24 protein-coding genes, 1 tRNA gene and 3 pseudogenes are annotated in these 26,961 nt (G+C 72.3%); 16 read left to right on the forward strand and 12 right to left on the reverse strand.

Annotation, left to right across the window (positions count from 1 at the left end):
* Nucleotides 1-440: pseudogene (locus E4U92_RS36000) on the reverse strand (D-alanyl-D-alanine carboxypeptidase); the annotation flags it as partial.
* Between the two features lie 352 nt (nucleotides 441-792).
* Here E4U92_RS36000 and E4U92_RS24510 point away from each other — a divergent pair.
* The 3 genes from E4U92_RS24510 (at nucleotide 793) to E4U92_RS24520 (ending at nucleotide 3,082) form a co-directional block, all read left to right on the forward strand.
* A complete protein-coding gene (locus E4U92_RS24510; protein ID WP_137302611.1) occupies nucleotides 793-1,557 on the forward strand; it encodes a GOLPH3/VPS74 family protein in 765 nt (254 codons plus the stop codon).
* A gap of 271 nt (nucleotides 1,558-1,828) precedes the next feature.
* Nucleotides 1,829-2,686 carry a helix-turn-helix domain-containing protein gene (locus E4U92_RS24515; RefSeq protein WP_137302612.1) on the forward strand — a complete coding sequence of 286 codons (858 nt, stop codon included), beginning with the start codon at nucleotides 1,829-1,831 and terminating at the stop codon, nucleotides 2,684-2,686.
* A 204-nt stretch (nucleotides 2,687-2,890) separates the two neighbouring features.
* Nucleotides 2,891-3,082 (forward strand): DUF397 domain-containing protein, encoded by a 192-nt coding sequence (locus E4U92_RS24520; RefSeq protein ID WP_067234134.1) that lies wholly within the window; start codon nucleotides 2,891-2,893, stop codon nucleotides 3,080-3,082.
* Between the two features lie 163 nt (nucleotides 3,083-3,245).
* Here the strand turns inward: E4U92_RS24520 and E4U92_RS24525 are convergent, their stop codons facing one another.
* Nucleotides 3,246-3,749, reverse strand: coding sequence for a glutathione peroxidase (locus tag E4U92_RS24525; protein ID WP_137302613.1), 504 nt, complete (start codon nucleotides 3,747-3,749; stop codon nucleotides 3,246-3,248).
* 159 nt (nucleotides 3,750-3,908) lie between these two features.
* Entirely contained in the window at nucleotides 3,909-4,907 is a 999-nt protein-coding gene (locus E4U92_RS24530; protein ID WP_137302614.1) for an ArsR/SmtB family transcription factor, read from the reverse strand.
* A gap of 121 nt (nucleotides 4,908-5,028) precedes the next feature.
* On the opposite strand from E4U92_RS24530, the gene E4U92_RS24535 reads away from it, so the two are divergent.
* The gene (locus E4U92_RS24535; RefSeq protein ID WP_137302615.1) at nucleotides 5,029-6,249 is read left to right on the forward strand and encodes an MFS transporter; all 1,221 of its coding nucleotides are present in this window, start codon (nucleotides 5,029-5,031) and stop codon (nucleotides 6,247-6,249) included.
* A 4-nt stretch (nucleotides 6,250-6,253) separates the two neighbouring features.
* Here the strand turns inward: E4U92_RS24535 and E4U92_RS24540 are convergent, their stop codons facing one another.
* Nucleotides 6,254-6,559, reverse strand: coding sequence for a hypothetical protein (locus tag E4U92_RS24540; protein WP_137302616.1), 306 nt, complete (start codon nucleotides 6,557-6,559; stop codon nucleotides 6,254-6,256).
* A 55-nt stretch (nucleotides 6,560-6,614) separates the two neighbouring features.
* On the opposite strand from E4U92_RS24540, the gene E4U92_RS24545 reads away from it, so the two are divergent.
* Nucleotides 6,615-8,870, forward strand: coding sequence for a peptidoglycan recognition protein family protein (locus E4U92_RS24545; RefSeq protein ID WP_229862536.1), 2,256 nt, complete (start codon nucleotides 6,615-6,617; stop codon nucleotides 8,868-8,870).
* 173 nt (nucleotides 8,871-9,043) lie between these two features.
* Nucleotides 9,044-9,658, forward strand: coding sequence for a DUF4352 domain-containing protein (locus E4U92_RS24550; protein WP_137302618.1), 615 nt, complete (start codon nucleotides 9,044-9,046; stop codon nucleotides 9,656-9,658).
* Nucleotides 9,659-9,753: 95 nt separating this feature from the next.
* On the opposite strand, the gene E4U92_RS24555 is transcribed toward E4U92_RS24550, so the two are convergent.
* Entirely contained in the window at nucleotides 9,754-10,326 is a 573-nt protein-coding gene (locus E4U92_RS24555) for a hypothetical protein (protein ID WP_137302619.1), read from the reverse strand.
* Between the two features lie 138 nt (nucleotides 10,327-10,464).
* Here E4U92_RS24555 and E4U92_RS24560 point away from each other — a divergent pair, with 138 nt between their 5' ends.
* Nucleotides 10,465-11,220: a formylglycine-generating enzyme family protein gene (locus E4U92_RS24560; protein WP_137302620.1), complete on the forward strand. Its 756-nt coding sequence runs from the start codon at nucleotides 10,465-10,467 to the stop codon at nucleotides 11,218-11,220.
* A 144-nt stretch (nucleotides 11,221-11,364) separates the two neighbouring features.
* On the opposite strand, the gene E4U92_RS24565 is transcribed toward E4U92_RS24560, so the two are convergent.
* The gene (locus tag E4U92_RS24565) at nucleotides 11,365-12,690 is read right to left on the reverse strand and encodes a hypothetical protein (RefSeq protein WP_137302621.1); all 1,326 of its coding nucleotides are present in this window, start codon (nucleotides 12,688-12,690) and stop codon (nucleotides 11,365-11,367) included.
* 298 nt (nucleotides 12,691-12,988) lie between these two features.
* Here E4U92_RS24565 and E4U92_RS24570 point away from each other — a divergent pair.
* Nucleotides 12,989-13,057: pseudogene (locus tag E4U92_RS24570) on the forward strand (NUDIX hydrolase); the annotation flags it as partial.
* A gap of 20 nt (nucleotides 13,058-13,077) precedes the next feature.
* On the opposite strand, the gene E4U92_RS24575 reads toward E4U92_RS24570, so the two are convergent.
* The 3 genes from E4U92_RS24575 to E4U92_RS24585 all read right to left on the reverse strand — a co-directional run bounded on the left by E4U92_RS24575 (nucleotide 13,078) and on the right by E4U92_RS24585 (nucleotide 15,406).
* A complete protein-coding gene (locus tag E4U92_RS24575; protein ID WP_137302622.1) occupies nucleotides 13,078-13,584 on the reverse strand; it encodes a hypothetical protein in 507 nt (168 codons plus the stop codon).
* A gap of 85 nt (nucleotides 13,585-13,669) precedes the next feature.
* Nucleotides 13,670-13,745: transfer RNA gene (locus E4U92_RS24580), tRNA-Arg, on the reverse strand.
* A gap of 359 nt (nucleotides 13,746-14,104) precedes the next feature.
* Nucleotides 14,105-15,406, reverse strand: coding sequence for a M6 family metalloprotease domain-containing protein (locus E4U92_RS24585; RefSeq protein WP_137302623.1), 1,302 nt, complete (start codon nucleotides 15,404-15,406; stop codon nucleotides 14,105-14,107).
* Nucleotides 15,407-15,784: 378 nt separating this feature from the next.
* Here E4U92_RS24585 and E4U92_RS24590 point away from each other — a divergent pair, with 378 nt between their 5' ends.
* Together E4U92_RS24590 and E4U92_RS24595 are read left to right on the forward strand one after the other, a co-directional pair.
* On the forward strand, nucleotides 15,785-16,429 hold the full coding sequence (locus tag E4U92_RS24590; RefSeq protein ID WP_137302624.1) for a TetR/AcrR family transcriptional regulator: 645 nt from the start codon (nucleotides 15,785-15,787) through the stop codon (nucleotides 16,427-16,429).
* A 135-nt stretch (nucleotides 16,430-16,564) separates the two neighbouring features.
* On the forward strand, nucleotides 16,565-18,109 hold the full coding sequence (locus tag E4U92_RS24595; protein ID WP_137302625.1) for an MFS transporter: 1,545 nt from the start codon (nucleotides 16,565-16,567) through the stop codon (nucleotides 18,107-18,109).
* Between the two features lie 130 nt (nucleotides 18,110-18,239).
* Here E4U92_RS24595 and E4U92_RS24600 read toward each other — a convergent pair whose 3' ends face one another.
* Complete coding sequence (locus E4U92_RS24600) at nucleotides 18,240-18,749, reverse strand: MarR family winged helix-turn-helix transcriptional regulator (protein WP_137302626.1); 510 nt, start codon at nucleotides 18,747-18,749, stop codon at nucleotides 18,240-18,242.
* Between the two features lie 142 nt (nucleotides 18,750-18,891).
* Between E4U92_RS24600 and E4U92_RS24605 the strand changes: the two genes are divergently transcribed.
* The gene (locus E4U92_RS24605; protein WP_137302816.1) at nucleotides 18,892-19,659 is read left to right on the forward strand and encodes a dioxygenase family protein; all 768 of its coding nucleotides are present in this window, start codon (nucleotides 18,892-18,894) and stop codon (nucleotides 19,657-19,659) included.
* A 28-nt stretch (nucleotides 19,660-19,687) separates the two neighbouring features.
* Here the strand turns inward: E4U92_RS24605 and E4U92_RS36735 are convergent.
* Nucleotides 19,688-19,892 (reverse strand): annotated as a pseudogene (locus tag E4U92_RS36735) (GNAT family N-acetyltransferase); the annotation flags it as partial.
* A gap of 215 nt (nucleotides 19,893-20,107) precedes the next feature.
* Between E4U92_RS36735 and E4U92_RS24610 the strand changes: the two are divergent.
* Together E4U92_RS24610 and E4U92_RS24615 are read left to right on the forward strand one after the other, a co-directional pair.
* The gene (locus E4U92_RS24610) at nucleotides 20,108-21,106 is read left to right on the forward strand and encodes a sigma-70 family RNA polymerase sigma factor (RefSeq protein ID WP_137302627.1); all 999 of its coding nucleotides are present in this window, start codon (nucleotides 20,108-20,110) and stop codon (nucleotides 21,104-21,106) included.
* 407 nt (nucleotides 21,107-21,513) lie between these two features.
* Nucleotides 21,514-22,215, forward strand: coding sequence for a TetR/AcrR family transcriptional regulator (locus E4U92_RS24615; protein WP_168725193.1), 702 nt, complete (start codon nucleotides 21,514-21,516; stop codon nucleotides 22,213-22,215).
* 135 nt (nucleotides 22,216-22,350) lie between these two features.
* Here E4U92_RS24615 and E4U92_RS24620 read toward each other — a convergent pair whose 3' ends face one another.
* Complete coding sequence (locus E4U92_RS24620; protein ID WP_137302628.1) at nucleotides 22,351-23,343, reverse strand: helix-turn-helix transcriptional regulator; 993 nt, start codon at nucleotides 23,341-23,343, stop codon at nucleotides 22,351-22,353.
* Between the two features lie 62 nt (nucleotides 23,344-23,405).
* Here E4U92_RS24620 and E4U92_RS24625 point away from each other — a divergent pair, with 62 nt between their 5' ends.
* From E4U92_RS24625 to pfkB, 3 genes are all read left to right on the forward strand, one after another.
* Nucleotides 23,406-24,983, forward strand: coding sequence for an MFS transporter (locus E4U92_RS24625; RefSeq protein WP_137302629.1), 1,578 nt, complete (start codon nucleotides 23,406-23,408; stop codon nucleotides 24,981-24,983).
* A 228-nt stretch (nucleotides 24,984-25,211) separates the two neighbouring features.
* Nucleotides 25,212-25,973, forward strand: a complete 762-nt coding sequence (locus E4U92_RS24630) for a DeoR/GlpR family DNA-binding transcription regulator (protein ID WP_137302630.1) — start codon at nucleotides 25,212-25,214, stop codon at nucleotides 25,971-25,973.
* Entirely contained in the window at nucleotides 25,970-26,917 is a 948-nt protein-coding gene (gene pfkB / locus E4U92_RS24635; RefSeq protein ID WP_137302631.1) for a 1-phosphofructokinase, read from the forward strand. The genes E4U92_RS24630 and pfkB overlap by 4 nt, the downstream gene beginning before the upstream one ends.
* Nucleotides 26,918-26,961 lie beyond the last annotated feature (44 nt).

Raw genomic sequence — 26,961 nt, forward strand, 5'->3', positions numbered from 1 at the left:
GCGTCGCTCGTCGCGTCGCTCGCCTGGTCGCCCGCCGTGTCGCCCTCGGGGGCCGCTTCCGCGTCGGTCTCTCCCTCGGCGTCCGTCCCGGCGGCCCCGTCGCCGTCCTCCGGCCGTCCCTCAGCGCCCTCGGTGGCGTCCTGCGCCCCCTCGGGGCCCTCAGTGCCCCCCGGGCCCTCCTCGGTGCCGTCCGAGCGGCCGGAGGCGCCCTCGACGTCCCGCCCGGCGCTCCCGGCCCCGTCGGGGCCCGTGGACGCGGCGGACGCGGCGGACCCGGCCGCCTCGCCGGCGTCCGGGGCGTCCACCGTCTCCACCGCCTCCACCGTCTCCGCGTCCTCGGACGCCCCCGTCTCCTCCTCGGTCACGTCCCGCACCGAGAACACCCGGGTGGCCGTGTCCACACCGCCGCGCGCCCCGGCGGACTCCCGGGCCACAGCCATCCGCGGATCCCGCGCTTCCCGCGCCTCGGGAACCGGCCCCGCACTCCCCGACGTCGGTTCTGCCGACGACTCGCGCTGCTTCGACCTGTCGGGGGACTCGCCCGCCACCGATGCCTCCTCGATTACGTTCCCGTACGACCCGCACAACGGCCGCTTCGTAGGGTGTACCGCCTGCCGGACCACTGCTCCACCGAGCTGTCCGAACCGTGTACCAGTGTCCTGTGTGCGCGCCTGACTCAAGCGGTAGACGAGAACGACATACCTGCCGGTTCCCTCACAAACAGGTCACGCACCCTCGACAGACCAATGTGAGAGGGGTCACCCTGTCATTCATCCACGCGGGGAGGCATGGATGGGCAGGAGCCGCAGAACACTTCCGGAGGAGCTTCTGTTGCTGGCACTGGACCCGGCCACGGGTACCACTGCACAGCCGCAGTCGCTCGACCTCGGTCTGGCCGGAGCACAGCTAGTGGAGCTGGCGCTGGCCGGACGGATAGCCCCAGACGGGGATCGTATCGCCGTGGTAGTGCCACGGCCGACAGGAGATCCGACCTTGGACTGCGCGTTGGAGTTGCTGCGAAGGCGCGGCGCTCCGGTGCGGGCGGTCCACTGGATCGGAGGACCACGACTGGGCCTCCGCCAGATCTACCTCTCACACCTGGAACGGTGCGGCATGGTGCATGCCGTCGAGGGCCAGATGTGCGGGGTGTTGCCGACGACGCGCTACCAGGCGACGGACACCGCGATCAGCCGGGAGATCAGGGCCCGGCTGGACTCGGCGATCCGCACCGGCGTGCCGCCGGACCCGAGGACGGCGGCACTCGCCGCCCTGGCCCACGCGGTCGGTCTCGGCAAGCACCTGTATCCGGGCAACGAGGGACGCTCGTCCCGCTCCCGGCTGCGGGACCTGATCCGGCACGACCCGATGGGCGGACTCGTGGCGCACGCCGTGATGGACGTCCAGAACGGCGCCGTGGCACAGCCGCGCCGGGGTGCCCCGCCGGCACCCGCCGGCCGGCAGCCCGCCGGTGCCGGAGGCAGGGCGGTGCCGGAACCGGCGCGGGGCGTCCCGACGCAACCGCTCCGCGGCTCCATGGCACGCGTCGTGGCGCACTGAGCCGCAGCCGCGACACCTGAGGACCCGTTCGGGAGCCGCCGCGTCCGCGCGGGGCGCCGGAACCGTTCGCACCGCGAACGGCGACGGCGTCCCGCGCGGAGGCATGTAGGGGCGGCCGCAGGTGGGGGAAGAAGGGTTTCTCCTGCCCGAACCGGCGCGTACCGACCGCATATCCACCATTTTCCAGCGCTGGCGCGGACCTTGGTGGCAGTCTGCTCAACAGCAGATACGCAAAGTGTCACGTCAGGTACACAGCGGAGGTGCACGTCCCGTGGCGTCCAGTGTCAACCCCACCGTCCGGCGACGCCGGTTGGGCCAGGAGCTGCGCCGGCTCCGCGAACTCAAGGGCATGACGGCCGAGGAGGTCGCCGAGCGCCTCCTGGTGTCGCAGTCGAAGATCAGCCGCCTGGAGAACGGCCGGCGCAGCATCAGCCAGCGCGACGTGCGCGACCTGTGCGGGGTGTACGAGGTCGAGGACCAGCGCATCGTCGACTCGCTGATGCAGATGGCCAAGGACTCCCGCCAGCAGGGCTGGTGGCACGCCTTCGGCGACGTCCCCTACAGCGTCTACATCGGCCTGGAGACCGACGCGGCGAGCCTGCGCGTCTACGACCCCCAGGTCGTGCCCGGCCTCCTGCAGACCCGGCAGTACGCGGAGGCGCTGATCGCGGGCGCCCTGCCGGAGACCGCGCAGGCCGAGGTGGAGAAGCGGGTGCAGGTGCGGATGCGCCGGCAGGAACGCATCTCCAGCCCCGACAACCCGCTGCGCCTGTGGACGGTCCTCGACGAGGCGGCGCTGCGCCGGGTGGTCGGGAACAGGGAACTGATGCGCGAGCAGCTCGAGTTCCTGGTCGAGCAGTCGCAACTGCCGCACGTCACCGTGCAGGTCATCCCGTTCGAGATGGGCGCGCACCCCGGCCTCAACGGCCAGTACGCGATCCTGGAGTTCCCGGACGCGTCCGACTCCAGCGTCGTCTACATCGAGGGCGTCACCAGCGACCTGTACCTGGAGAAGCCGAACGACGTGCAGAAGTACAGCGTGATGTACGAGCACCTGCGTGCCCAGGCGCTGAACGTGGAGCAGTCCCGCCAGTTCATCGCGGACGCCGCCAAGCAGTACGCGCGCTAGGGCGCCCCGAGCGGATCAAGTCGGAGGGCGGCGAACCGTACACCCTCTCCAGTCCGCGGCGGAAGGCTCCACTGGAATATGCCATCCAGTCGAGTGAATCACTGCTCCGTCCGGGAGGGCGGGCGAGTAGCGTCGATCACGCCACCGAAGCAACAGGGTTGGCGCGAACCGAGCAACTCCCCTCACAGGCAATACGGAGCAGAAATGGCAATTCGTCAGGGCAGCACGGACACGTGGACCAAGTCCTCGTACTCCACCGGCAACGGCGCCTGCGTCGAGATCAAGTCGCCGGTCGTCGGGGCCATGGCCGTCCGTGACTCCAAGGTCACCGAGGGCCCCACCCTCGGCTTCCCGGCCGCCGCGTGGAACAAGTTCGTGGCCTCGGTCAAGGCGTAGCGGGTCTCCCTGCGCGCACCACCGCACGACACGTGCACGCACCGCCGTACGCACCATTGCATGCACGCACAACTGCACGCACAACTGCACAAGCATCACCCGGAGCCCTCTCGACCAGTTCGCCGTCCTTGCCGAGAGGGCTCGGCTTGTGCCCGGACCCGACTCAGCCGAGCTGCGCCTCGATCGCGGCCAGCACCTCGGGGGCGTCGGGCTCGGTCCGCGGGGCGAAGCGCGCGACGACGCTGCCGTCCCGGCCGACGAGGAACTTCTCGAAGTTCCAGCGGATGTCACCGGTGTGCCCCTCGGCGTCGGCGACGTCGACGAGGCGGGCGTAGAGCGGGTGCCGGCCGTCGCCGTTCACGTCGACCTTCTCGGTCAGCGGGAAGGTCACGCCGTAAGTGGCCGAGCAGAACTCGGCGATCTCCTCGGCGGAACCGGGCTCCTGCCCGAGGAACTGGTTGCACGGCACCCCGAGCACGGTGAAGCCACGGTCGGCGTACTGCTCGTGGATCCGCTCCAGCGCCGTGTACTGGGGGGTGAGCCCGCACTTGGACGCGACGTTCACGACGAGGACGACCTTCCCGTCGTACTGCGACAGCTCGGCGTCCCCGCCCTTCAGAGCACCGATCCGCACGTCGAGGGGGGAGGAGGAAGCATCAGTAGTCATGCGCGGATGCTAGCCCGAGGGCCGCACACGGGCCGTCCCGCTCCCGTACCCGCGGACAGTCGTGCCGCAGGGCGGCACGGGCGGGCGCGGCGGCACCCCGTCAGCGCCGGGCCGCGCGACCCACCCCCGGACGACCACGACGCCGACGGCCAGCCACCCTCACCCCCGTTCCCCGGCCCCCGCCCCCACCACCGCATCCCCCACCCCCGTCCGCGAATACCGCACCGCCCGCCCCACCCGCCGCCGCTCCACCAGCCCCGCGTCCAGCAGCACCCGCAGGTGCCGCCCCACCGACCCGAGCGCCATCCCCGTCACCGCCACGAGCTGCGTCGTCGTCAGCGGAACCCCCAGCAGCACCAGCACCCGCGCCCGCCCCGCCCCCATCAGCGCCTCCAGCCCCGCCCCGACGGTCCCGGCGCCCTGCTCCACCCCGGCCAGCGCCCCCACGCACGGGTACACCACGGCGAACCGCGCCCGTTCGCCCTCCCGCTCCGGCTCCTCCCAGGACACCCACCCCGCCCGGGCGGTCACCGGCACGAACACCAGCTCCGCCCCGCAGACGTCGCGGGGCGGGTACTCGTGCAGGTTCACCTGGAACCGGCTCTCCCCGAGCCACCGCGTCCCCGGCCGCAACGAGTCCAGCACCTCCGCCCACCCGCCCCGGCTCACCTGCGCCGTCCGCGCGGCCACGTCGGCCTCCAGCACCCGCCGGCGCCGCCCCCAGTACGGCCGTACGGTCTCCTCCCACACCCACTCCAGCACCCGAGCGGCCCGCTCGCCGAGATCGTCACGTTCGAGCATCCCCGGCAGCTCCCCACCGCGCGCAGCCGTACGCAGATGGGCCCGGGCAGCCTCCCCTGACACCCCCCGCACCCGCTCCAGCGCCTCCTCGCACGGCTCCCCGTCCCGGGGCGTGGGCGTCAGGAAGTCCGCGATCCAGTCCCGCCCGAGCCCTACCCGCACCAGCTCCCGGCCCACGGGATCCGCCGCGAGCAACGCCCGGAAGTCCGGCAGGTGCGCCCGCAGCCACCCCACCTCCCCGGGGTGCGCCCCCACCCCCGAGTGGAGCAGCTTCAGGCTCGCGAAGACCTCCGCGTACGACGACACCACGAACCGGCTGCGCGCCACGGTGTCCGCGTCGACCTGCCACCACCCCACGAGAACCCCCACCGCACGTGACCGGCGCGACCGGCGCGACCGACATGATTCGGAGGATCCGACCTTTCGCCCCCACGCGAAACGTTAACGACCCCCCGCACCCCCCACCCACACTCCGACCATGCCCACGCAGAAGCCGACCCCCACCGCCCCCCGCACCCCCGACTCCAGCGCCCCCACCGACCACCGCCCCCGCTACGCGGACCTGTTCCGCACCCCCGAGTTCACCCCCCTCTTCCTCTCCTCCGCGGCCCACACCGCCGCCCAGACCCTCACCGGCCTGGCACTCGGCACCCTCGTCTACGACGCCACCGACTCCCCGCTGCTGTCGGCGCTGAGCATGTTCGGTCCGTCCCTCGCCCAGGTGCTCGGCGCCACGGTCCTCCTGTCGGGCGCCGACCGCCTCTCCCCGCGGGCCACGCTGACCGGCATCTCGGCGACCTTCGCCCTCGGCACGACGGTCCTCGCGGCCCCGGGTCTCCCGCTGTGGTCGCTGTTCCTGGTCGTCCTCGTCCAGGGCCTCGTCGCGGCGCTGGGCGGCGGCGTCCGCTGGGGCCTGCTCCACGAGCTCCTGCCCGACGACGGCTATCTGCCCGGCCGTTCGGTCTTCAACATGATGTCCGGCCTCACCCAGATCGCCGGCTACGCCGCCGGCGGCGCTCTCCTCACCACCCTCGCCCCCCGTCCGACCCTCCTCCTGGGCGCCGTCCTCTACCTCGTCGCAGCCGCGGTGACCCGCCTGGGCCTCACCCCGCGCCCGCCGCGCACCGAGGGCCGCCCCACCCCCGCCGAGACCTGGCGCACCAATCGCGTCCTGTGGTCGTCCCGGCCCCGCCGCCTCACCTACCTCGGCCTGTGGCTCCCCAACGGTCTGGTCGTCGGCTGCGAATCGCTCTTCGTGTCGTACGAACCCGGCGCCGCGGGCACGCTGTTCGCCTGCGCGGCACTCGGCATGCTGGCCGGCGACCTCACCGTGGGCCGCCTCCTGCCCCCGACGACCCGCCGCCGCCTCGCCACCCCCCTGCTCCTGCTCCTCGCCACCCCCTACACCCTCTTCGCCCTGCACCCACCCCTGCCCCTGGCCGCCCTGTGCGCGGGCCTCGCCTCGATCGGCTTCGGCGCGAGCCTGGTCCAGCAGGAACGCCTCATGGCCCTCACCCCACCCGAACTCGGCGGCCACGCCCTGGGCCTGCACTCGGCGGGCATGCTCACCTGCCAGGGCCTGAGCGCGACGGCAGCGGGAGCAACAGCCCAACTCACGTCCCCCGCCACGGCGATGACCCTCCTGGCCCTCGCCTCGATGGCAGCGACCACGACCCTGGCCCTGAGGACCCGCACCTGACCCCTCACCGCCCGACCCACCACCGCACCCCCCACCGCACGAGCCCCCCCACCCCGACCGCCACGAGGATCGCCCCCCAGTCGACGACATGGGGCAACCCGGGGAAGAACGCGAAGAAGCCGATCCCAGTGGCGAACCCTCCGAGGAATCCCATGCCGCCCGCCACCGACGCGGCTCGCCCCTCCGCCCCCGACGACTCCTGCGTCCGCTGCTCGATCATCAAGAACTCCTCCGTGCCGTAGGACTCGCAGGGGCTCAACGAGGCGTCGCCCGCGAGGTAGTTGGCACCGCACACGGAGCGGTGAGACACCTGCCCGCGTAGACCGCTGAGCCTGAGGAAACGGGCCTGGCTGACGCTGGGGGCGGTGGTGCTGGGCGGCGGGGGAGCGGTGACGTACGCCGTGGCGAGCCCCTCCGGCCATGACGACGGGGCGCTGCCGAAGCGGCCGGTGAAGGTCTACGACCTGGCGCTCCAGGGCACCGGCGGCGACCGCCGCGACCTGACCCGCACGGGCACCAAGCAGTTCTCCCTGCTGGGCGTCACCTGGGCCGGCGCGGCCAAGCGCCTGCACGGCACCGCGCAGGTGCGCACCCGCAGCGTGGAGACCGGCGACTGGTCCGCCTGGCACGACCTCGACCTGAACGCGGACCCGCTGGAGAAGCCGGGCCCGAGGGTGCGCGGCGCCTCCGAGCCGGTCTGGGTCGGCCCGTCCGACGGGGTCCAGGTCCAGGTGGTGCGCAAGAACGGCACCACCACCCCCCTCCCGCGGGGCATCGAGGTCAACCTGGTCGACCCGGGCGTGGTGACCGACGCCGAGACCGAGCCGGACGACACAGGCACAGCCACCGACACTGGCACCGAGCCGGCCGGCTTCGCCCTGGACGGCACGGACCCGTCCCCCTCGACGCCCACGGACCCGTCGACGGATCCTTCCACGGACCCCGGGACCACCACGTCCCCCTCCCCGACGGACGGCCAGTCGACGTCCCCGAGCCCGTCGGAGAGCTCGCCGGAGGAGACCCCGGGTTCCTCGGCCGGCACGTCCGCGTCCCCGGGCGCCACCCCCAGCCCCACCGCCACGGTTCCGACCGCACCGCCGTCCACCGCCCCGAGGCCGGAGATCGTCTCGCGGACCGGCTGGGGCGCCGACGAGTCGATCAGCCCGGAGGCGCCGGAGTACAACGCGGACGTCAAGGCGCTGTTCGTCCACCACACGGACGGCACCAACGACTACACCTGCGACCAGTCACCCGCGATCGTGCGCAGCATCTACGCGTACCACGTGCAGGTCAGCGGCTGGAAGGACCTCGGCTACAACTTCCTCGTCGACAAGTGCGGCACCCTCTTCGAGGGCCGCAAGGGCGGCGTCGACCTCCCGGTGCTCGGCGCGCACACCTACGGCTGGAACCGTGAGGCCACGGCCGTCGCCGTCATCGGCGACTACACCCAGACCTCCGCGACCGACGCCGCGCTGACCTCCATCGCCCGCCTGGCGGCCTGGAAGCTCGGCCAGTACGGCGCCGACCCGGCCGGCACGACCCAGCTCGTCGCGGGCGCCACGCAGAAGAACCTCGGCGGCACCGACTTCACCGCGGGTACGTCATACACGTTCCAGCGGATCTCCGGCCACCGCGACGGCTACAACACCCTGTGCCCGGGCGGCCTCCTCTACGACCAGCTGCCCAGGATCCGCAGCTTGGCGTCCGGCCCGGTGCAGGGCCTGAAGGTCACCTCGGTCGGCAGCGCGACCCTGTCGGGCACGACGTACTACACCAAGGGCGCCGTGAAGGTCGGCTGGACGACGACCACGCCGGGCGCGCTGATCTCCCGGATCGAGCTGCTGGTCGACGGCAAGGTCACGGCGACGGCCCCCGGCACGGCCACGTCCGTCCCGGCCACCCTGCCGCTTGGCACGCACTCCGTGGCGGTACGGGCGGTGCACATCTCCGGCAAGACGACGGTGACGGCCGCGCTGAAGGTGGTGGCGGAGACCACCGTCCCAACCTTCTCCACCACCCCGAAGCTCGCGCTGCGCACGGGCACGGTCAGCACGACGGCGGTCCCGGTCACCCTGTCCTGGAAGGCCACCGACAACGCCGCGCTCAGCTCGGTGCGTCTGCTGACCCCGACGGCGGCCACCTTCGGCCCGACGGTCACCAGCTCCAGCCGCACCGCCAAGCCCGGCGCGGCGTCGGTCTGGTCGATGCGCGCCTACGACTACGCCGGCAACTACGCCACCTCCTCGCCCTCCTACACCCCGCTGATCCTCCAGGAGACGTCGGCGACGAAGACGGGCACGTGGACGGCGCGCAGCTCCACCAGCTACCTGGGCGGCAAGTCGTACTCCAGCGCCACCAAGAACGCCACCCTGAGCTGGACGTTCACGGGCCGCTCGGCCTCCTGGGTGGTCTCCCGCGCCTCGACCTGCGGCCAGGCGTACGTCTACGTGGACGGCGTGAAGACCTCCACGGTCGACCTCAAGTCGACGACCACGCTCTACCGCCAGGCGATCTGGACGAAGACCTGGTCGATGAGCGCGAAGCACACGATCAAGATCGTGGTGGCAGCGACGGCCGGCCGCCCGACGATCACGACGGACGGCTTGGTCTACCTCAAGTAGCCACGCCCTGAGCCCAGTCGTCCGGGGCCCCTCCAGCCAACGAGCGGGAGGGGCCCCTCGCATGTGGGCCCGCGGCTCCCCGATCGGGTGAACCCAACCCCGTACTGCAACTGCCGCCCCTTCGGCACGGGTCGTACACGGCAAGCTTCGACCGACCCCACGGGGGACAGCACATGAACCAGCAGCACCCGCACCACCCGCACGACCCGAACCAGCCCGCCTGGCCGCCGGGCGGCTACGGCCCCCCTTCCCAACCGCCGAAGAAGACCAACGCCGGCAAGGTCATCGGCCTGGGCTGCGCGGGCGTGATCGGTCTGGTCGTGCTCATCGGCGTCATCGGAGTGGCCGCGGGCGGAGGCGGCGGCAAGGACGACAAGACGAGCAGCAGTGCCCCAGCCACGGTTCCGGACGCCGGCAGGACGGCGGACGACGTGCCGAAGCAGGACGACGCCGAGGCGACGTCATCGGTGACGCTGAAAGCGCGGAAGACGGCCTTCTCGAAGAGCATCCTGGCGAGCGACGGCGACTACACCAGCGTGCTGGTCACCCTCACCAACAAGGGCGACGAGCCCCTCGACGTGAACCCCCTCTTCTTCACCATCACGGACACCGACGGCACGAAGCACACGCACGAACTGGCCGCGGACGACCGCCAGATCGACACGGTGAAGCTGGCCCCGGGCGAGAACATCTCCGGCACGGTCACGGGCAGGACCACCTTCACCCCGAAGTACGTCACCTACACGGACGGCTTCGTGGGCGACTCGTACCGAGCGAACGTCTCCTGACCCTCCACGAAGGCGCGCCCCGAACCCCGTGAGCCCCGGGGCGCGCAGCCGTCGGCTCAGCCGGGCGAGGCGGGGCCGGGGCACGGCGGCGCCCGTCAACCGTCGGCGACGTCGCCGTCGCGGCGGGGGTCGGCCGACCGGATGGAGCCGTGCAACTGCGCGAAGGACACCGGCGGACCGGCAGCCGCACGGACCGCGCCCAGACCGATGCTGTCCGAGCCCAGTTCGACGAGGGCCGGACGGGGGAGGACGTAGAACTCCCACTGGGCGGTGTCGAGGGGGTCGTAGGCAGCGTGCTCACGAGCGGTCTGGACGGCGAACACGTAGACGTCGGCGTTGTAGGACTTCACTTCCGAGTAGCCGCCCTCGGGCGACCACGTGCGAGCGCGCAGGCCGGTGAAGCGGATCGGGGAAGGTGTGCGCTGCTCCCAGGCTTGCAGGTAGGCGGCGGCCTTGACTTCGATGCGCAGTCCGTCGTCGGTCTCGACGTCGTGACTGGCCCATTCCAGGCGGGGTCGGTGGGACCCGATCGCCTGGTGGACGAGGAACTCGGCGAACAGACCGCGTGTGTTGTTCATGCGGAGGTCCGGCATGGCGAACCGCCAGAAGTCGAGCACGGTCGCCCCCGGGACGCCGACCACTGACTCGTCCCCGCTGAGCGGACGCATGGGGCGAGGGGTGAGAGGCTGATCCACGGACTGCGTCATGCAGCACAGTCTGTCAACGAGGCGCAGCAGCGCACCACGGCCCGTCAACGCCCCGGCCGACTGCGTCACGGGGACGCCCCGCTGCTAGCGTCCGGCACCATGTGGGATCAGGAGACAGTGGCCGGACGGCCGGCATGGCGGCACACCTCCTCCGGGGTGGTCTTCCGCGCCGTTCCCGGTGGGACGTTCCGGATGGGCCTGTCCGACGGGGAACTGGACGCGGTGCGTGCCATCGAGCGGTCCGGCGGGGCCGAAGACGACCTCCGGACGTTCTACGCCGGCGCTGTCCAGGCCCAGCCGGTGCGGGAGGTGGTGGTCGCACCGTTCCTGATCGCCCGACACCCGCTCACGGTGGCACAGGTACGGCACTGGCTGCCCGAGTACGAGGACAGCTTCGCCGACTCGGACACGGGCACGGCCCGGATCGAGGACGAGTTGGACGACCTGCTGGCCGCGTTGCCCTTCCGGCTGCCCAGCGAGGCGGAGTGGGAGTACGCGGCTCGGGCCGGCACGACCACCCTGACCTTCCGCGGAAACAAGAAGCCCGACGAGGACCAGGTGCTGGACGACTTCGCCGACGAGGCACGCACCGCCGCGGCTGAGAACGCCTTCGGACTGGCGGCGATGGGGTCGTCGAACGAGATCTGCGCCGACGTGTGGATCCCCGGCTACACGAACGCCCCCACGGACGCCCGCCCCCGCACCGGGGACGGGCGGCGGGTGGTGCGCGGAGGCGCCGGCGATCTGTCCCCGTGGCAGGGCTGCGACGAGTGGCTGCTGTTGCTGTCGGCCACCCGCTACGAGCACCCGGACTTCACCGCGGTCCGCCCGGTCGCGCCGGTACCGACGCGTTAGATAACCTGCGACACCCGCCTCAGAAGTACGTTCCGAGTCCGCTCCGACTGGTGCGGCGGCCGGACGGAGGCGCAGGTGCACGCCCCCGTCCGGCGTCGTTGCCGTCAGCCCGTCAGCCCGTCAGCCCGTCAGCCCGTCAGCCCGTCAGCCCGTCACCTTCACGGTCTCCGACGTCGCTGCACGGAACGAATCGGTCGCCTCGAAGTGCGCGCGATAGGTGCCGTTCCTCGCATGGGGGATGTCGGCCGAGAAGGCGTAACCGTCACCGCTCCAGTAGGCCTCCGCCGTGCGTACGTCCGTCCACTGCTTGCCGTTGGGCGAGTACTGGACGTGCACCAGGATGGTGGCGGGTGTCCAACCGTCGGGGAAGTCCATCGCGCCCTCGACGTGCACGCCGTGGCTCTGTGTACGGGCGGCCGAGAAGGAGGTGAAGACCGAGGCACGCAGAACGGTGATCTTGGCACTGTTCGCGGAGGCGGAGGCGATGAAGGGGTCGTCACTGTGCGACGCCACGTGGAAGCTGCCGGTCTGCCACGGGGCGTGGGTGAAGGTGACCTTGCCGTCCTCGCCCGTCGTGAAGTAGCCGACGCTCTCGAACTGACTGCCCTCTGCGGAGGGTTCGAAGAGCACTCCACCGCTCTGGCCCTCGAAGGGCAGCCACCCCTGCGGGGTCTCGCGCTCCAACGTCGCCGTGAAAGTGACCTGTTGCCCGTAGTCGATCGTCTGGGCCTGCGCCGGGGCCTGAACGGTCCAGCGTGTGGCTACCTGCCGGACGCCGATCTGGAGCAACGGGGACTCGCCGTACAGGACGTAGGGTTTGTCGTGCCGGTAGACGGCTTGGACCGGCACCGCGTCGTTCACGGTGACCGTGCCGGAGAAGCGTCCCTCCGCGTCGGTGCGGACGGTGTTCTCCGTCCAGTAGTCCACGTCGAGGTCCACCCGGTGGTCTGCCAGGGGCTTCAGCTCGCGGGTCGCCGGCCAGCGGCCCCTCAGAACGCCGTCGACACGCACCTGGCGGTGGTCGATGTCGACCTCCGTGCGGTCGGTGCGCACGTCCTCGAACACCGGCGTGACGAAGTAGGTGAGACTGCCCGCGGAGTTGTCGGTGGTGCGGTCACCGTCACTGTCCGTGGCCTCGACCCGGACGGTGTAGCTGCCCAGGTCGGCAAGGTCCAGAGGCTGCTTCGTGTGCCACACGCCGTCGTCGGGCGTACCGGAGACGAGGTCGAACGCGTCGTTCTCCACGACGGCAACCTCCTGGGCTGTGGCATCGGAGACGATGTGGGCCCTGATCTCCGTGATGGCGCTGTCGGAGCTGATACCGACGGCCAGCGTGCCGAGGTCGTCCGAGACGCTGTGCGCCCATCGGACGTCAGGAGCCTGTCCCTCTGCGGCGTTCGCCGCCGGGATGCCGGCCAATAGGACTGCAACGGTGCCGATGGCGGCCCAGGCCGCCCGTCTTCTGAACATTGATCCCCCCAAGCACGTGTCGAGAACCGCGCTGTGATGCCTCCACGTGTCTGTGGTGGACGCCGCGGCCGAAAGGCTTTTCTACCGCACGGCTGTGACATCGGGCTCCTGACTTTTCCGCCGTGGGGGCTGGTCAGTCCGCGTGCGCCCGTGCTGCCAGCTGGTTCAAGGCCCGCGCACGGCGCGGCGCGAGCCGCCTCTACGGCGCGGCCTGCCTCCTGTCTTGATGCCTCGGGTCCAGCGACCGTGGGCGCGGACGGCCGGCGGGGACGCCGCGTCGAGTGCGTCGAGGACGCGGAAGAACATGACGGGCCTGATCGCCTCGCTGGTCTTCCGCTGCCAGGCGGCCGACGGCACTCCGACCACAGTCCGGGGTTCCGTGGCCTTTCAGAGGTCGGTCTCGGGCCCTCCGTGCTCAACGAGCGTGCGGGCGGCGACAAGGACCTCTTCCTTGAGCTGTTCCAGCGGAGTGCTCCGATCGGCGTTCCAGTCGGCCAGCTGGATGGCACATTCGACGATCGGCTGCAGGCGGTCGGGGTAGTCGAGTTCCATCGCTGCTTCGGCCCATATGAGGTCGGCACCGGTCGCCGGGTCCAGGGAACCGTCAACGATCTGAGCGGCCAGCCAGTAGGCCAGGGCCCACTTGGCGGCGATCGGATCCGCGGGTACCTCGAATCCCAACCCCAGCTCGTCCACGACGTGGTCGAAGAGCTCCTGTGCCTCATGCTCCTCACGGCGGCCCAGGCCGGCCAGGAGGGCAAGCGACGGGGAATCGACGTCGGCCAGGAGAGCGTCCAGGCCGGCCTGGATCAGGCGGTCGGAGCCGACGTGGCGTCCGAATGCCCGAGTTCGTGCCAGGTGCCTCAACCGGTCGAGGCCCTCGTCTCTCGTCACGCCGGATGCACCCCGTCCCGCCCGCGTTGATGTCAGAAGTGGATGTCAAAGGCCCCGGACCATGATCGGTCCGGGGCCTCTGCGCTGGTGCCCCCGGCAGGATTCGAACCTGCGACACCCGCTTTAGGAGAGCGGTGCTCTATCCCCTGAGCTACGAAGGCGTAGGCGTCGCGCGTGTGGGCGTGACGTCCACAGCGTACCGGATCAGTGGCGGAGGCAGGGGTGCGGTCAGGGCAGGGGAACCCCTGTGCAGCGAGCGTCAGGACAGGGCGACCCAGGTGGAGCGGCCGCGACCGGCGTGCCACGTGGGTCGCCGTGTCGAGGGACGCCACCGCCCTCCCCATGCGGTCACGGATCGGGACGGCCAGGGAGCACCGGCCTCCACGCGGGCCTTGAAGTCGCCCTCCGGCCAGTCGTCTTCGGGGCGTGGTACCGCCGTGAAGCCCCCGTCCGGGCGATCCGTCGCTCGGCGGACGTGCCAGGACCTCCGGTCCTCGTCCACCACCCGCCCAGGCCCCCCTCACCTCCCCCCGCCCCGAACCACCCGCACCCGGTAGTCCCCGTCCCCCTCCACCCCCTCCACCACGATCCGCACCTTGGCCTTCGGGTCCTTGAAGGTCTCGCCGGGGACGAACGGCGCGTCCGACAGCTCCGCGTGGACGTTCGGGCTGCGGGTGCAGCCGCCGCTGTCGCGGTGGGCGTCGTAGACCGTGACCGGGCCCATGCCGGTGTCGACGTCGGCGTCGACGCGGTAGATGAGGACTCCCGGGCGGCACACCGCCTCGTCGTTGCCGGCGTGGGTGCGCACCTCGACCGCGTAGCCGCTGCGGGCGCTCAGCGGGACGAACACCAGCTTCGGGCCGCCGGTCACCGCGAGCGGGGTCAGCCGGTACTCGCTCGTCCCGGGGTGCGCCGCGCAGCCGATCTGGGAGTCGTCCAGCCAGCCCAGCTTCCACTTGTGCCAGCCGAGCAGGTCGTTGTCGGCCCCCCAGTCCTCGCTCATGATGTCCCAGTGGCCGACCGAGCCCCCGCCCTCCTGGGTGTAGAGGTCGGGCAGGCCGAAGACGTGCCCGTTCTCGTGGGGGAGGACGCGGTAGCCGGTCTTGTCGTACGAGCCGGAGCCGTCGTCCTGGCGGGAGTAGACGAAGGACGCGTTCGCCACCGGGACCCCGTCGGCGGTGGGGGCGTCCGCGTTGCCGGCGAACGTCACCGACAGGACGGTGTCCAGCGCGGAGGGGCCGGCGTTGGGGGTGACCAGGACGTTCAGCAGGTCGTACGAGGCGAAGTCGACCTCGCTGTCCGCGGCGGCCACGATGTCCTGGACGAGTTGCCGGTAGCCGGGTTCGAAGGGTGCGCCGCGTTCTATGCCGTACGCGCGGAACGGCTTCGGCATGCGCAGCCAGTGGCGGACCGGTGTCTCGGGGACGTAGTCGAGGCGGCCGTACGACGCCGTGCGGAACCACTCCCGGGTCTGGGGGAAGAACTCGTGGAAGCGGTTCAGCGCGTTCCCCTGGCCCGGCGCGTCCGGGAAGTCGATTATCAGGCTGAGGGCGCGCACGCGGCCGGTGGAGCGTGCGTAGCCGCCGGGTGTGGGGACGCCCTCGGACATCTGGACGGCCGGGCCGCCCGTGATCATGCAGGGGGCGAGGGTGGTGGCGCGGGCGGGGGAGACCGCCGGGCCCGCGCCCGCGCCGGAGGGGCCCGCGGTCGGCGGCCGGCCGGAGCCCGCGGCGGTGCTGACCGCCAGCGTCAGCAGTGTCACCGAGGCGAGCGCGGCGGCGCGCCGGGAGCGTATGCGGCGGCTGCTCGGCTGCGGCTGCATGCAGGTGCCCTTCGCTCCAGGCAGCCACCGTCACCGGCTGCACCCCTGCGATCACCCTGTGCCGCGACACGCCGGGACGCGCGCTGGAGCAGCCGATCGTGGGTTACCGGGCGGTATGCGGGGAGCGGGCGGAGGTCCGGGTCCTGCGCGGCCCCTGCACGGGCCATGCACGGCCATGCGTTCGGGGAGTGACCCGCATCACATTCGAAAAAAGTCCCCGGACGGGAAATAACCGGGGACCCCTTCCCCGTTTAGCCCTGTGTCCGCGCGAAACGGGGACGGCTTCCCCGGATCGCCGGCGCAGCGGCACCACAGAGGTCACCCGGCCTCACACACGCATCACGCAGACCTCACGACCGACCGACCAAGGAGTGCACCGTGACGACCACCGCCCCCGTCCAGCGCAAGGCACCCCGGCCGCGCGCCGACGCCCTGCGCAACCGGGAGCGCATCGTCACCGCCGCCCGCGAGATGTTCGTCGAGTTCGGGCCCTACGTCCCGCTCGACGAGGTCGCCCGCCGGGCCGGCGTCGGCAACGCCACGGTGTACCGCAACTTCCCCGACCGCGACGCGCTGGTGCGCGAGGTCGTCTGCCAGGTCATGGACCGTACGGCGCAGGCGGCCCGGCAGGCGCTCGAGGAGACCGGGGACGCCTTCGAGGCGCTGGAGCGCTTCGTGCACGTGTCCGCGGACGAGCGAGTCGCCGCGCTGTGCCCGATGATCTCCAGCACCTTCGACGTCAACCACCCCGACCTGGAGGCCTCCCGGGTCCGCGTCGAGCAGCTCATCGAGCAGCTCATGGAGCGCGCCCGGCTGGCCGGACAGCTCCGCGAGGACGTCGGGCCCGGCGACCTCATGGTCGTGGTGGCCCAGCTCAGCCGCCCGCCGGCGGGGACGGGGTGCCTGAGCGCGGACCGGTTCGTCCACCGCCATCTCCAGGTGTTCCTGGACGGACTGCGGGCCCCGGCCCCGTCCGCCCTGCCCGGAACGCCCGTCACCCTGGAGGACCTCCGGCAGGCCTGACCCGACCTGACACGAGACCTGCTCTCTTCTGCTTCCTTCGCCGTTCCTTCGATTCCACCGTTCCGACGTTTCGTTCCGACGTTCTGTTCTCACACACGTTTTTCGACGTCCCGAAGTCCCGAAGTGGGTACCCCCATGTCTGAAACAGCCGTGAAGGCTCCCGGCGCCGCCCCAGAGGCCGACGCCAACCGCTGGAAGGCGCTCGCGTTCATCGCGCTCGCCCAGCTGATGGTCGTCCTCGACGCCACCATCGTGAACATCGCGCTGCCCTCCGCCCAGCAGGACCTGGGCATCTCCGACGGCAACCGGCAGTGGGTCGTGACGGCCTACGCGCTGGCCTTCGGCGGTCTGCTCCTGTTCGGCGGCCGCATAGCGGACCTGTGGGGCCGCAAGCGCGCCTTCGTCACCGGTCTGGCCGGCTTCGCCGTGGCCTCCGCGCTCGGCGGTGCCGCCGCCAACGAGGCCATGATGTTCGGCGCCCGCGCCCTGCAGGGCGTGTTCGGCGCGCTGCTCGCCCCGGCCGCGCTGTCGCTGCTGGCCGTGATGTTCACCGACGCCAAGGAGCGCGCCAAGGCGTTCGGCATCTACGGCGCGATCGCCGGTGGCGGCGGCGCCGTCGGCCTGATCCTCGGCGGCTTCCTCACCGAGTACCTGGACTGGCGCTGGACGTTCTTCGTGAACATCCCGTTCGCCATCGTCGCCGCGCTCGGCGCGTACTTCGTCATCCGCGAGCCGGCGGGCGGCCGCAACCGCAACCCGCTCGACATCCCCGGCGTCCTGCTCTCCACCCTCGGCCTGGTGGCCCTGGTCTACGGCTTCACCCGCGCCGAGTCCGAGGGCTGGAGCGACTCGCTGACCATCGGCATGTTCGTCGCGTCCGGCGTGCTGCTGGTCGCCTTCGTGCTGGTCGAGTCCCGGGTCAAGGCCCCGCTGCTGCCGCTGCGCGTGGTCACCGAGCGCAACCGCGGCGGTGTCTACCTCTCGCTGGGTCTCGCGATCATCGCGATGTTCGGCCTGTTCCTCTTCCTCACCTACTACCTGCAGGTCGTCAAGGGCTACACGCCCGTGAAGACCGGCTTCGCGTTCCTGCCGATGATCGCGGGCATGATCACCGGCTCCACCCAGATCGGCACCCGGCTGATGACCCGGGTCGCGCCGCGGCTGCTGATGGGCCCGGGCTTCCTGGTCGCCGCGCTCGGCATGCTGCTGCTGACGCGGCTGGAGATCGGCTCCTCGTACGCGGCCGTGCTGCTGCCCGCGATGATCCTGCTGGGCCTCGGCATGGGTACGGCGTTCATGCCGGCGATGTCCCTGGCCACGCTGGGCGTCGAGCCGCGGGACGCCGGTGTCGCCTCCGCGATGGTCAACACCTCGCAGCAGGTGGGCGGTGCCATCGGTACGGCGCTGCTGAACACGATCGCCGCGTCCGCGACGACGTCGTACATCAAGGACCACATCGCCTCCGCCGGGTCCCGGCCGCAGCAGCAGCTCGTCCAGCTCGAGGGCATGGTGCACGGCTACACCAGCGCCATCTGGTTCGCCGTGGGCATCCTGGTCGCGGCCGCCGCGATCGCCGTGACGCTCATCAACGCCGGCCGTCCGAACATGGGACCGATCGCCGGTTCCGGGTCGGGCGACGGGGTCGAGGACGAGATCGCGGTGCCGGTGGTGGCCCACTGACCGGCTGAACCCGGCTGTCAGAGGTACCCCTCCGGTTCCACCCCCGGTGTACGGCGGGGAAGGGGACGCCCCGCCCGTACACCACCCCCCGCGGGAACCCTGCCCCGGCTGCGCGGTGCCGCTCAGGCGGTCAGCGGAGCCAGGGCAGGTCCGCACCTGCCTCGTTCGGCTGGAGTCCCTCGGCGACGATCTGCATGATCTCGCCGAGGGACTTCTGCTGTTCCGGGGTCAGCCGGTCGAACAGCGCCTGGCGTACGGCGGTGACGTGGCCCGGCGCGGTGCGGCGCAGCACCTCCAGGCCGGCGTCGGTCAGCACGGCGAACTGGCCGCGCTTGTCCGAGGGGCAGTCCTCACGGCGCACCCAGCCGCTCTTCTCCAGCCGGGCGACGGCGTGCGACAGCCGGGAGCGGGTGATCTTCGCCTGCATGGCCAACTCGGTCATGCGCAGCCGCCGGTGCGGTGCCTCGGCGAGGCCGACCAGCAGGCCGTAGTAGATGTGCGGCATGCCCGCGTCGCGCTGGAGCTGTCGGTCGAGGTGGTCCTCGAGGAGGGTGGTGGCGTGCAGGTAGGCGCGCCAGACGCGCTGTTCCTCGGCGGTGAGCCACTGCGGCTCGTCGGCGGGTGCGGATGCCGTGTTCATGGTCTCCATCGTACGGCGCCTGTCCTTGAAACTTGAACAAATAGGTCGTAGGGTGGGCTCTGCCCAGGTGCTTTAACTTTTAAGCATTATCCCGAGTGGTGAGGGAGCCGCCGCCATGACCGCCGCCGCCGCGCAGGAGCGCATGCCCGCCCTGTACCTCAGCCACGGCGCCCCGCCGCTCGCCGACGACCCCGTCTGGCCCGGCGAGCTCGCCGCCTGGTCCGCCGCGCTGCCCCGCCCGAAGGCCGTCCTCATCGTCTCCGCCCACTGGGAGGAGGCCCCCCTCGCCCTCGGCGCGGTCGAGACGGTCCCCCTGGTCTACGACTTCTGGGGCTTCCCCGAGCACTACTACCGGGTGACCTACCCCGCCCCCGGCGCGCCGGCGCTCGCCGAATCCGTCCGCAAGCTGCTGCGCGCCCCCGGCACCCCCGTGCAGGACATCCCCGACCGGGGCCTCGACCACGGCGCCTACGTGCCCCTGGTCGAGATGTTCCCGCGGGCCGACGTCCCCGTGCTGCAGGTGTCCATGCCGACCCTCGACCCCGTGCGCCTCATGGAGATCGGCCGCCGCCTGGCCCCGCTGCGCGACGAGGGCGTGCTGATCGTCGGCTCCGGGTTCTTCACCCACAACCTCGCCGCGCTGCGCCACACCGGCCCCGGAGTGCCGAGCTGGTCCTCCGAGTTCGACGACTGGGGACGGCGCGCCCTGGAGGGCCGGGACTGGGACGCCCTCCTGGACTTCCTGAACAAGGCCCCGGCCGGCCGGTACGCCCACCCGCGCACCGAGCACTTCGCCCCGCTGTTCGTGACCATGGGCGCGGCGGAGGCGGACGGCGAGCTCGACGCGCAGAAGTCCGTGATCGACGGGTTCTGGCTGGGAATGGCGAAGCGGTCGGTGCAGTTCGGCTGAACGGGTGGAGTGCGACCGGGGGAGGCCCTGAGGCCCCGTCCGTGGCAACCATCGGGCGCCATGGCCCGTCTTCACGGTGGGAGGGCGGTCGCGGACGGCGCTCCCCAGGGGTGAAGACGACGGTGTCGAATGTGACGGGCGTCTCACGGGCGGAGTGGTGAGGGAGGCCCGTGAGGGGGTCGAGGTCTCCTCGCACCCCGCCTGACCTGCACCCTTGCCGGTTCCGGCGGCATCCCGGCTCCCCGTGTGGCCGGGCAGGATACTGCATGATCACGCAATCCGGGGGACGCCAGGGGAATTCTGTCCTGATTCCAGTCGTTGTATCCGTCGGAAGCCGGGCACCCGTGGAGAGTCCCCCTAGAGGACCGGACCGAATCCCGCAAGGGAGTGGTCCCGTGGCCGGCAGCCGAAGGACCACCCGCTGACCCACCATCGCAAGGGAGCACGCATGGCAACCCGTGCCGTCGCCCGTCGTCAGTCCGCCACCGGCGAGACGGCCGACGCGGCAAGCAGTGTTCGCGCCACCGGCGGCGAGATCGCCGACCGCGATCTGGTCGGCATGTACCTGGACGAGATCGCGCGCACACCGCTGCTCGACGCCGCCAGGGAGGTCGAGCTGTCGCAGATCATCGAAGCGGGTGTGTTCGCGCGGCAGGTCCTGGACGGCTACGAGGAGTCGCGGGCCGACGCCTCCCGGGAGGAGCTGGAGGCCCTGGTCGCCGCGGGTGAGCGGGCCAAGGACGTCTTCATCCGCTCCAACCTCCGGCTGGTCGTGGCGGTCGCCCGGCGCTACCCGCGCAGCGGCCTGCCCCTGCTCGACCTGATCCAGGAGGGCAACGCCGGCCTGGTGCGCGCGGTCGAGAAGTTCGACTACCGCAAGGGCTTCAAGTTCTCGACGTACGCCACCTGGTGGATCCGTCAGGCGATCACCCGGTCGATAGCCGACCAGTCCCGCACCATCCGCCTGCCCGTCCACCTGGTGGAGGAGCTGGGCCGCATCCGCCGCGTGCAGCGCGAATTCAACCGGGAGAACGGCCGGGACCCCGAGCCCGCCGAGATCGCGGCCGAGCTCGGCTCGACGCCGGAGCGCGTCACCGACGTCCTCGACTGGGCCCGCGACCCGGTCTCGCTGAACATGGCGGTGGACGACGAGGGCGAGACCCAGTTCGGCGACCTGCTGGAGGACACCAGCGCGGTCTCCCCGGAGCAGTCGGTGCTCACCCTGCTGCGCAGCGAGGAACTGGACGGCCTGATCGACCGCCTCGACCCGCGCACGGCCTCCATCATCAAGATGCGCTACGGCATCGACGACGGCCGCGAGCGCACCCTGACCGAGGTCGGCAAGGAGCACGGTCTGACCCGTGAGCGGATCCGTCAGATCGAGAAGCACGCCCTGCTGGAGCTGAAGAAGCTCGCCCGCGACACCGGCTTCGAAGCGGCGGCGTAGCCGGCGTGACCGGCGTGACCGGCGCGGGTCCCGGCCGTCCGGCGTACGCCGGGTGGCCGAAGCCCGCGCAAACATGGCGGGGGGACGTCGCTTCAACCCGCCGGTGCGGGGAACAACCCTGTTGAGCACGGGAGTTCGAGCTGCGGACCCTGGAGCTCACTTCCCGAGCGACGATCCGAGCGGCCACCCACGACCACGTCCCGACGCAATCCCCCCCGGCGCCGGGACTCTCCCAGAGCCGGGCTCCGGCGCCTGTCCCCCCGGGCGCCGGAGCCCGGCTCCTCTTGTGCCCGCGCGTCGCACAGGGGAGCGGCGGCAACGCTGGAAAGGCGGGGCACCCCGTACCTGAACCCCGGGGTGGCCCGCCGGTGGCAGATTGTGCCACAGCGGCATAGCCTGCCGACGTGATCAGCTCCACCCCCGCACCGCGCAGAACCCCCTCCTCCTCGTCGTCCTCCCCTTCCCCCGCCGTCCCGGCCTCGCTCACGGAACGGCGCAAGGCGGAGACCAGGTGGGAGATCGCGAGGGCGGCGGCCCGGCTCTTCGTGACCCAGGGACTGCGCACCACCCGCGCCGAGGACATCGCCCAGGCGGCCGGCATCGCACCGCGCACCTTCTACCGGTACTTCGCGACCAAGGAGGAGGCCGTCGCCCCGCTGTACGCGGCGGGCGCCGAGCGCTGGGCCGAGGCGGTCCGCGACGCCCCGGCCCACCTGTCCGTCCCGGAGGCGCTCGAACACGGGGTGCGGCACACGCTGACCCCCGGCGCCGGTGTCTCCGCGGCCTCCTGGGAGTGGGTGCGCACCCTGATCCGCCTGGCCACCGGCCACCCCGCCCTGGGCAAGGTCTGGGCCGAGGTCTGCCTCACCTCCGAGGACGCCCTGGCCGAGATCCTCGCCGCCCGCCTGCACCGCGACAACGTTGCCGCACCCGACCTGCGCTTCGCGGCGGCGGTGGCCGGAGCGGCCGTACGGGTGGCCGTGGAGACGTGGGCCCAGGGCACCGCGGCACCGACGGGACCGGACGGCCCGGCGGAGCTGGCGCTGGCCAACCTGCGGGGGCTGCGGGGGTTCTGGGGCGGGGTGGCCGGGGGAGCGATCGGAGGCTGAGGCGGGGGTGGGGGCGACCGCCGGGGCATGCGGTGCGACCGCGCACGTCCGGTCCGAGCGCAGGGGTCCGGTGCGGCGGTCGGGTCCCGGTGCGACCGCCCGGTATCCCGGCGCGCCGGGCCCCGCGCCGGGTGGTCAGCTCGCCGCGCGGGTGAGCCGTACGCCCAGCTCCCGTACCGACGTCACCAGGTCCCCGGGAGCGCGCACCCGGAAGTCGCAGCCGACCATCAGCAGCCGTACCGCCAGCCACTGCACCGGGTCGCCGGTCGTCCCGCGCACCCGGCACCGCCGCGGCTCACCGTCACCGTCGTCACCGCCGGTCTCGGGCTCCGGCCGGCCCAGCCAGGCCGGCAGCCGGGCGGCCACGAACTCCGCGTCCGCCTCGAAGAGCACGTCGAAGGTGTACTCCCCGCCCTCGTGCCCCCGCCGGATCGACCGCCGCAGGTACTCCGCCGCGTCCCCCTCCGGCAGCTCGCGCGGCGCGAACCGCGCCCCCGTGGCGAACGGCTCGCGCACCCGGTCCACCCGGAACGTCCGCCAGTCCTCGCGCCCGAGGTCGTAGGCGACGAGGTACCAGCGGCGGCCGGTCGAGACGAGCCGGTACGGCTCGGTCAGGCGGCGCGACTCGGTGCCGTCCTTGGCGCGGTACGCGAACCGCAGCCGCTCCTGGCCGGCCACCGCGGACGCCATCACGGTCAGCGTCTCCGGGGCGATGCTCGCCGCGTCACCGTTGATCAGCGGGGTGGTGGCGGCCTGCAGCGTGCTCACCCGGTGGCGCAGCCGCGCGGGCAGCACCTGCTCCAGCTTCGCCAGCGCGCGCACCGACGCCTCGTCCACGCCCTCCAGGGCGTGCCCGGCGCCCGCGCGCAGGCCCACCACGATCGCCACCGCCTCCTCGTCGTCGAGCACGAGCGGCGGCATGGCCTTGCCCGCCACCAGCCGGTAGCCGCCGTCGGCGCCGTGGGTGGCCTGGACGGGATAGCCGAGCTCGCGCAGCCGGTCGATGTCCCGGCGGACCGTGCGCCGGGACACCCCGAGCCGGTCGGCGAGCTCGCCGCCGGGCCACTCGCGGGGCGTCTGCAGGAGGGACAGGAGCTGGAGGAGCCGGGCCGGGGTGTCCGTCGTCATGCGTCCGAGGATGCCGCAGAACTAGGACACGATCTGACCTATTGCGGTCCTACGGTGACGGCATGACCTCGAACGAGACCACCCCGGGCACCCGGACCCGTACCCGATCCGACGGACCGACCGGCGCGGCGCCTCCCGACCGGACGCGATGGTTCGCGCTGGCCATCGTGATGACGGCGGCCTTCATGGACCTCGTCGACGTCACGATCGTCAACATCGCCATCCCGTCGATCCAGCGCGACGCCGGCGCCTCCTTCAGCCAGATCCAATGGATCACCGCGGGCTACGCGCTCGCCTTCGCCGCGGGCCTGATCACCGGCGGGCGGCTCGGCGACATCCACGGCCGCAAGCGGCTGTTCCTGCTCGGCATCGCCGGGTTCACCGTCGCCTCGGCCCTGTGCGGCTTCGCCGTGAACCCCGAGATGCTGGTCGCCTCCCGCATCCTGCAGGGCGCGATGGCGGCGATGATGGTCCCGCAGGTGCTGTCGATCGTGCACGCCACCTTCCCGGCTCACGAGCGGGGCAAGGTGTTCGGGCTGTTCGGCGCGATCGTCGGACTCGGCGCGGTGTCGGGCCCGCTGCTCGGCGCCCTGCTCACCGAGTGGAACCTGTTCGGCCTCGAATGGCGCCCGATCTTCCTGATCAACCTGCCGGTCGGCATCGCGGCCCTGTTCCTCGGCCGCCGCTTCATCACCGAGTCGCGCGCCCCGCACGCCCTCAAGCTCGACCTGGTCGGCGTCGCCCTGGTCAGCCTCGGCCTGCTGATGCTGCTCTACCCGCTGACCCGCGGCCGCGAGCTGGGCTGGCCGCTGTGGGGGTACGGGTCGATGGCCGGCGCGCTCGTGGTGTTCGGCGTGCTGATCGCCTACGAGCGGCGCAAGGCCGCCCGCGACGGCTCCCCGCTGATCGAGCTGTCCCTGTTCCGGGTGAAGTCCTTCGCCGCGGGCATCGCCGTGCAGACCGTCTTCGGTGTCGCGCTCGGTGTGTTCTTCCTGGTCTGGACGCTGTACATGCAGATCGGGCTGGGCTGGAGCCCGCTGCGGGCCGGTCTGACGGGCGTGCCCTTCTCGATCGCGGTGTCCACCGCGGCCGGACTGTCCGTGCAGCAGCTCGTCCCGCGCTTCGGCCGCAAGGTCCTCCAGGCGGGGGCCCTGACGATGGCCCTCGGCGTGCTGCTCTACATCGCGGAGTCCGACCGCTACGGCCTCGGCATCGCCCCCTGGCAGATGGCGCTCCCGCTGGTCGTGATGGGCCTCGGCATGGGCCTGATCGTCGCCCCGCTGACGGACGCGATCCTCTCCGGGGTGCCGCGCGAGCACGCCGGTTCTGCGTCCGGTCTGATCAACACCGTGCAGCAGATGGGCAACGCGCTCGGCCTCGGTCTGGTGTCCGTCGTCTTCTTCGGGCAGATCTCCGACCACCTCGGCCCGGACCGGGTCGGCCCCGCCTTCGTGAACGCCTTCCAGCACGCGCTGGTCTGGGTGGCCGTGGTGATGGGCGCGATCTTCCTGCTGATGTTCGCCCTGCCCCGGCGTCCGGCGCAGCACGTCGAGGGGGCCGAGGCCGCGGCGCCGTCTGCCGCGGGGGAGCACGACGGGGAGCGGGACGGGCAGCCCACGGCGCCTGCGCTGGTGCCCTGATCCCGAGTCTCCGGCCCCGCCGGGCCCGGCACTCCGTGAGGGGGTGCCGGGCCCGTTCGCGTGCCCGAGCGTCCGGGACGGTTGCCGGGTCCGTTCGCGTGTCCGAGCGTCCACGGGCGGACGCCCGTTTGTGTCCGGGCTGGGTCCGTACCTGTTTACTTTCCGGACATCCGGGCGTAGCCTCGCGGCGAAACCACACGTTCGGGCATGACGCGGAGGCGAACGGACATGTACGCACCGGAGCGGCAGCAGGAGATCCTGCGGCTCGCGCGCGACGGCGGCCGGGTGGACGTGCTCTCGCTGGCCGAGGAGTTCCAGGTGACCGCGGAGACCATCCGCCGGGACCTGAAGGCCCTGGACCGCGCCGGCCTCGTCCGCCGGGTGCACGGCGGGGCCATCCCGGCCGGGCGCCTCGACTTCGAGCCGGACCTCGCCGAGCGCGAGGGCACCGCCGCCGACGAGAAGGACCGCATCGCCAAGGCGGCCCTCGCCGAGCTGCCGGCCGGGGGCACGATGATCCTCGACGCCGGCACGACGGTCGCCCGCCTCGCCGCCGCCCTGCCCCTGGAGGCCGACCTCACCGTCGTCACGCACTCCCTGCCCATCGCGGCCCGCCTCGCGGACCACCCGGGGATGCAGCTCCACCTGATCGGGGGGCGCGTACGGCACCGTACCCGTGCCGCCGTGGACGCCTGGGCGCTGCGGGCGTACGGCGAGATCCGGGCCGACGTGCTGTTCGTCGCCGCCAACGGCTTCTCCGCCGAGCACGGGCTGACCACCCCCGACCTCGCCGAGGCCGCGGTCAAGCGGGCGGCGATGGCGGCCGCCCGCCGGGTCGTCCTGCTCGCCGACTCCGCCAAGCACGGCCAGGAGCACTTCGCCCGCTTCGGCGGCCTGGGCGACGTCGACCTGCTGATCACGGACAGCGGGCTGAGCCCCGACGACGCGGCCGCGATCGAGCGCGGCGGCACGGAAGTGGTGCGCGCATGATCCTCACCGTCACCCCGAACCCGTCCCTGGACCGCACCTACGAGGTCCCCTCCCTCGACCGCGGCGAGGTCGTCCGCGCCACCGGCGAGCGCATGGACCCGGGCGGCAAGGGCGTGAACGTCTCCCGGGCCGTCGCCGCCGCCGGCCGGCGCACGGTCGCCGTCCTGCCCCTGGGCGGTGCGCCGGGCGCCCTCGTGGCCGACCTGCTCGACGCACAGGGCATCGAGGTCGCCCCGGTCCCGGTGACCGGCGCCACCCGGTCCAACATCGCGCTCGCCGAGTCCGACGGTGTCCTCACGAAGATCAACGCGCCGGGCCCGGAACTGTCCGCCGCCGAGCAGGAACTGCTGCTCGAGACGGTGCGCGAGCAGTCCCGCGACGCCGCGTGGATCGCCTGCTGCGGCAGCCTCCCGCGCGGCCTCGCCCCGTCCTGGTACGCCGATGTCGTCACCCGGGCGCACGCCTCGGGCGCGCGCATCGCGCTCGACACCTCGGGGCGCGCGCTGCTGGAGGCGCTGCGCGCGGCGCCCGACGTGGTGAAGCCCAACGCCGAGGAACTCGCGCAGGCCGTCGGGCGCCCCCTGACGACCGTGGGCGACGCGGTCAAGGCGGCCGAGGAACTGCGGGGCATGGGCGCGCGCGCCGTGCTCGCGAGCCTGGGCGCGGACGGTCAGTTGCTGGTGGAGGACGCCGGCACCTGGTTCGCCGCCGCGCGCGTGGACAGCGTGCGCAGCAACGTCGGCGCGGGTGACGCCTCCCTCGCCGGTTTCCTCGTCGCGGGCGGCAGTGGTCCGGAGGCTCTGGCCTCCGCCGTCGCGCACGGCGCGGCCGCCGTCCGGCTGCCCGGCAGCGTGATGCCGACCCCCGCCGACCTCGACCCGGCCGCGGTGACGGTCACGGCGGACGTCCCGGTGGACCGCGAGCTGACGGAGCCGGCGTCATGAAGCCGACGGCCCCGGCCTCGTCCCCTCTCGCGGCACCGGAGCGG

Source organism: Streptomyces galbus (assembly GCF_005280195.1).
Classification (GTDB): Bacteria; Actinomycetota; Actinomycetes; order Streptomycetales; family Streptomycetaceae; genus Streptomyces; species Streptomyces galbus.

Bases quoted from the DNA above. Each gene is read 5' to 3' on its own strand.
- E4U92_RS24510 (WP_137302611.1), top strand. From the start codon at position 793: ATGGGCAGGAGCCGCAGAACACTTCCGGAGGAGCTTCTGTTGCTGGCA.
- E4U92_RS24520 (WP_067234134.1), top strand. From the start codon at position 2,891: ATGGCAATTCGTCAGGGCAGCACGGACACGTGGACCAAGTCCTCGTAC.
- E4U92_RS24525 (WP_137302613.1), bottom strand. From the start codon at position 3,749: ATGACTACTGATGCTTCCTCCTCCCCCCTCGACGTGCGGATCGGTGCT.
- E4U92_RS24535 (WP_137302615.1), top strand. From the start codon at position 5,029: ATGCCCACGCAGAAGCCGACCCCCACCGCCCCCCGCACCCCCGACTCC.
- E4U92_RS24550 (WP_137302618.1), top strand. From the start codon at position 9,044: ATGAACCAGCAGCACCCGCACCACCCGCACGACCCGAACCAGCCCGCC.
- E4U92_RS24555 (WP_137302619.1), bottom strand. From the start codon at position 10,326: ATGCGTCCGCTCAGCGGGGACGAGTCAGTGGTCGGCGTCCCGGGGGCG.
- E4U92_RS24560 (WP_137302620.1), top strand. From the start codon at position 10,465: ATGTGGGATCAGGAGACAGTGGCCGGACGGCCGGCATGGCGGCACACC.
- E4U92_RS24565 (WP_137302621.1), bottom strand. From the start codon at position 12,690: ATGTTCAGAAGACGGGCGGCCTGGGCCGCCATCGGCACCGTTGCAGTC.
- E4U92_RS24585 (WP_137302623.1), bottom strand. From the start codon at position 15,406: ATGCAGCCGCAGCCGAGCAGCCGCCGCATACGCTCCCGGCGCGCCGCC.
- E4U92_RS24595 (WP_137302625.1), top strand. From the start codon at position 16,565: ATGTCTGAAACAGCCGTGAAGGCTCCCGGCGCCGCCCCAGAGGCCGAC.
- E4U92_RS24600 (WP_137302626.1), bottom strand. From the start codon at position 18,749: ATGAACACGGCATCCGCACCCGCCGACGAGCCGCAGTGGCTCACCGCC.
- E4U92_RS24605 (WP_137302816.1), top strand. From the start codon at position 18,892: ATGCCCGCCCTGTACCTCAGCCACGGCGCCCCGCCGCTCGCCGACGAC.
- E4U92_RS24610 (WP_137302627.1), top strand. From the start codon at position 20,108: ATGGCAACCCGTGCCGTCGCCCGTCGTCAGTCCGCCACCGGCGAGACG.
- E4U92_RS24620 (WP_137302628.1), bottom strand. From the start codon at position 23,343: ATGACGACGGACACCCCGGCCCGGCTCCTCCAGCTCCTGTCCCTCCTG.
- E4U92_RS24625 (WP_137302629.1), top strand. From the start codon at position 23,406: ATGACCTCGAACGAGACCACCCCGGGCACCCGGACCCGTACCCGATCC.
- E4U92_RS24630 (WP_137302630.1), top strand. From the start codon at position 25,212: ATGTACGCACCGGAGCGGCAGCAGGAGATCCTGCGGCTCGCGCGCGAC.
- pfkB (WP_137302631.1), top strand. From the start codon at position 25,970: ATGATCCTCACCGTCACCCCGAACCCGTCCCTGGACCGCACCTACGAG.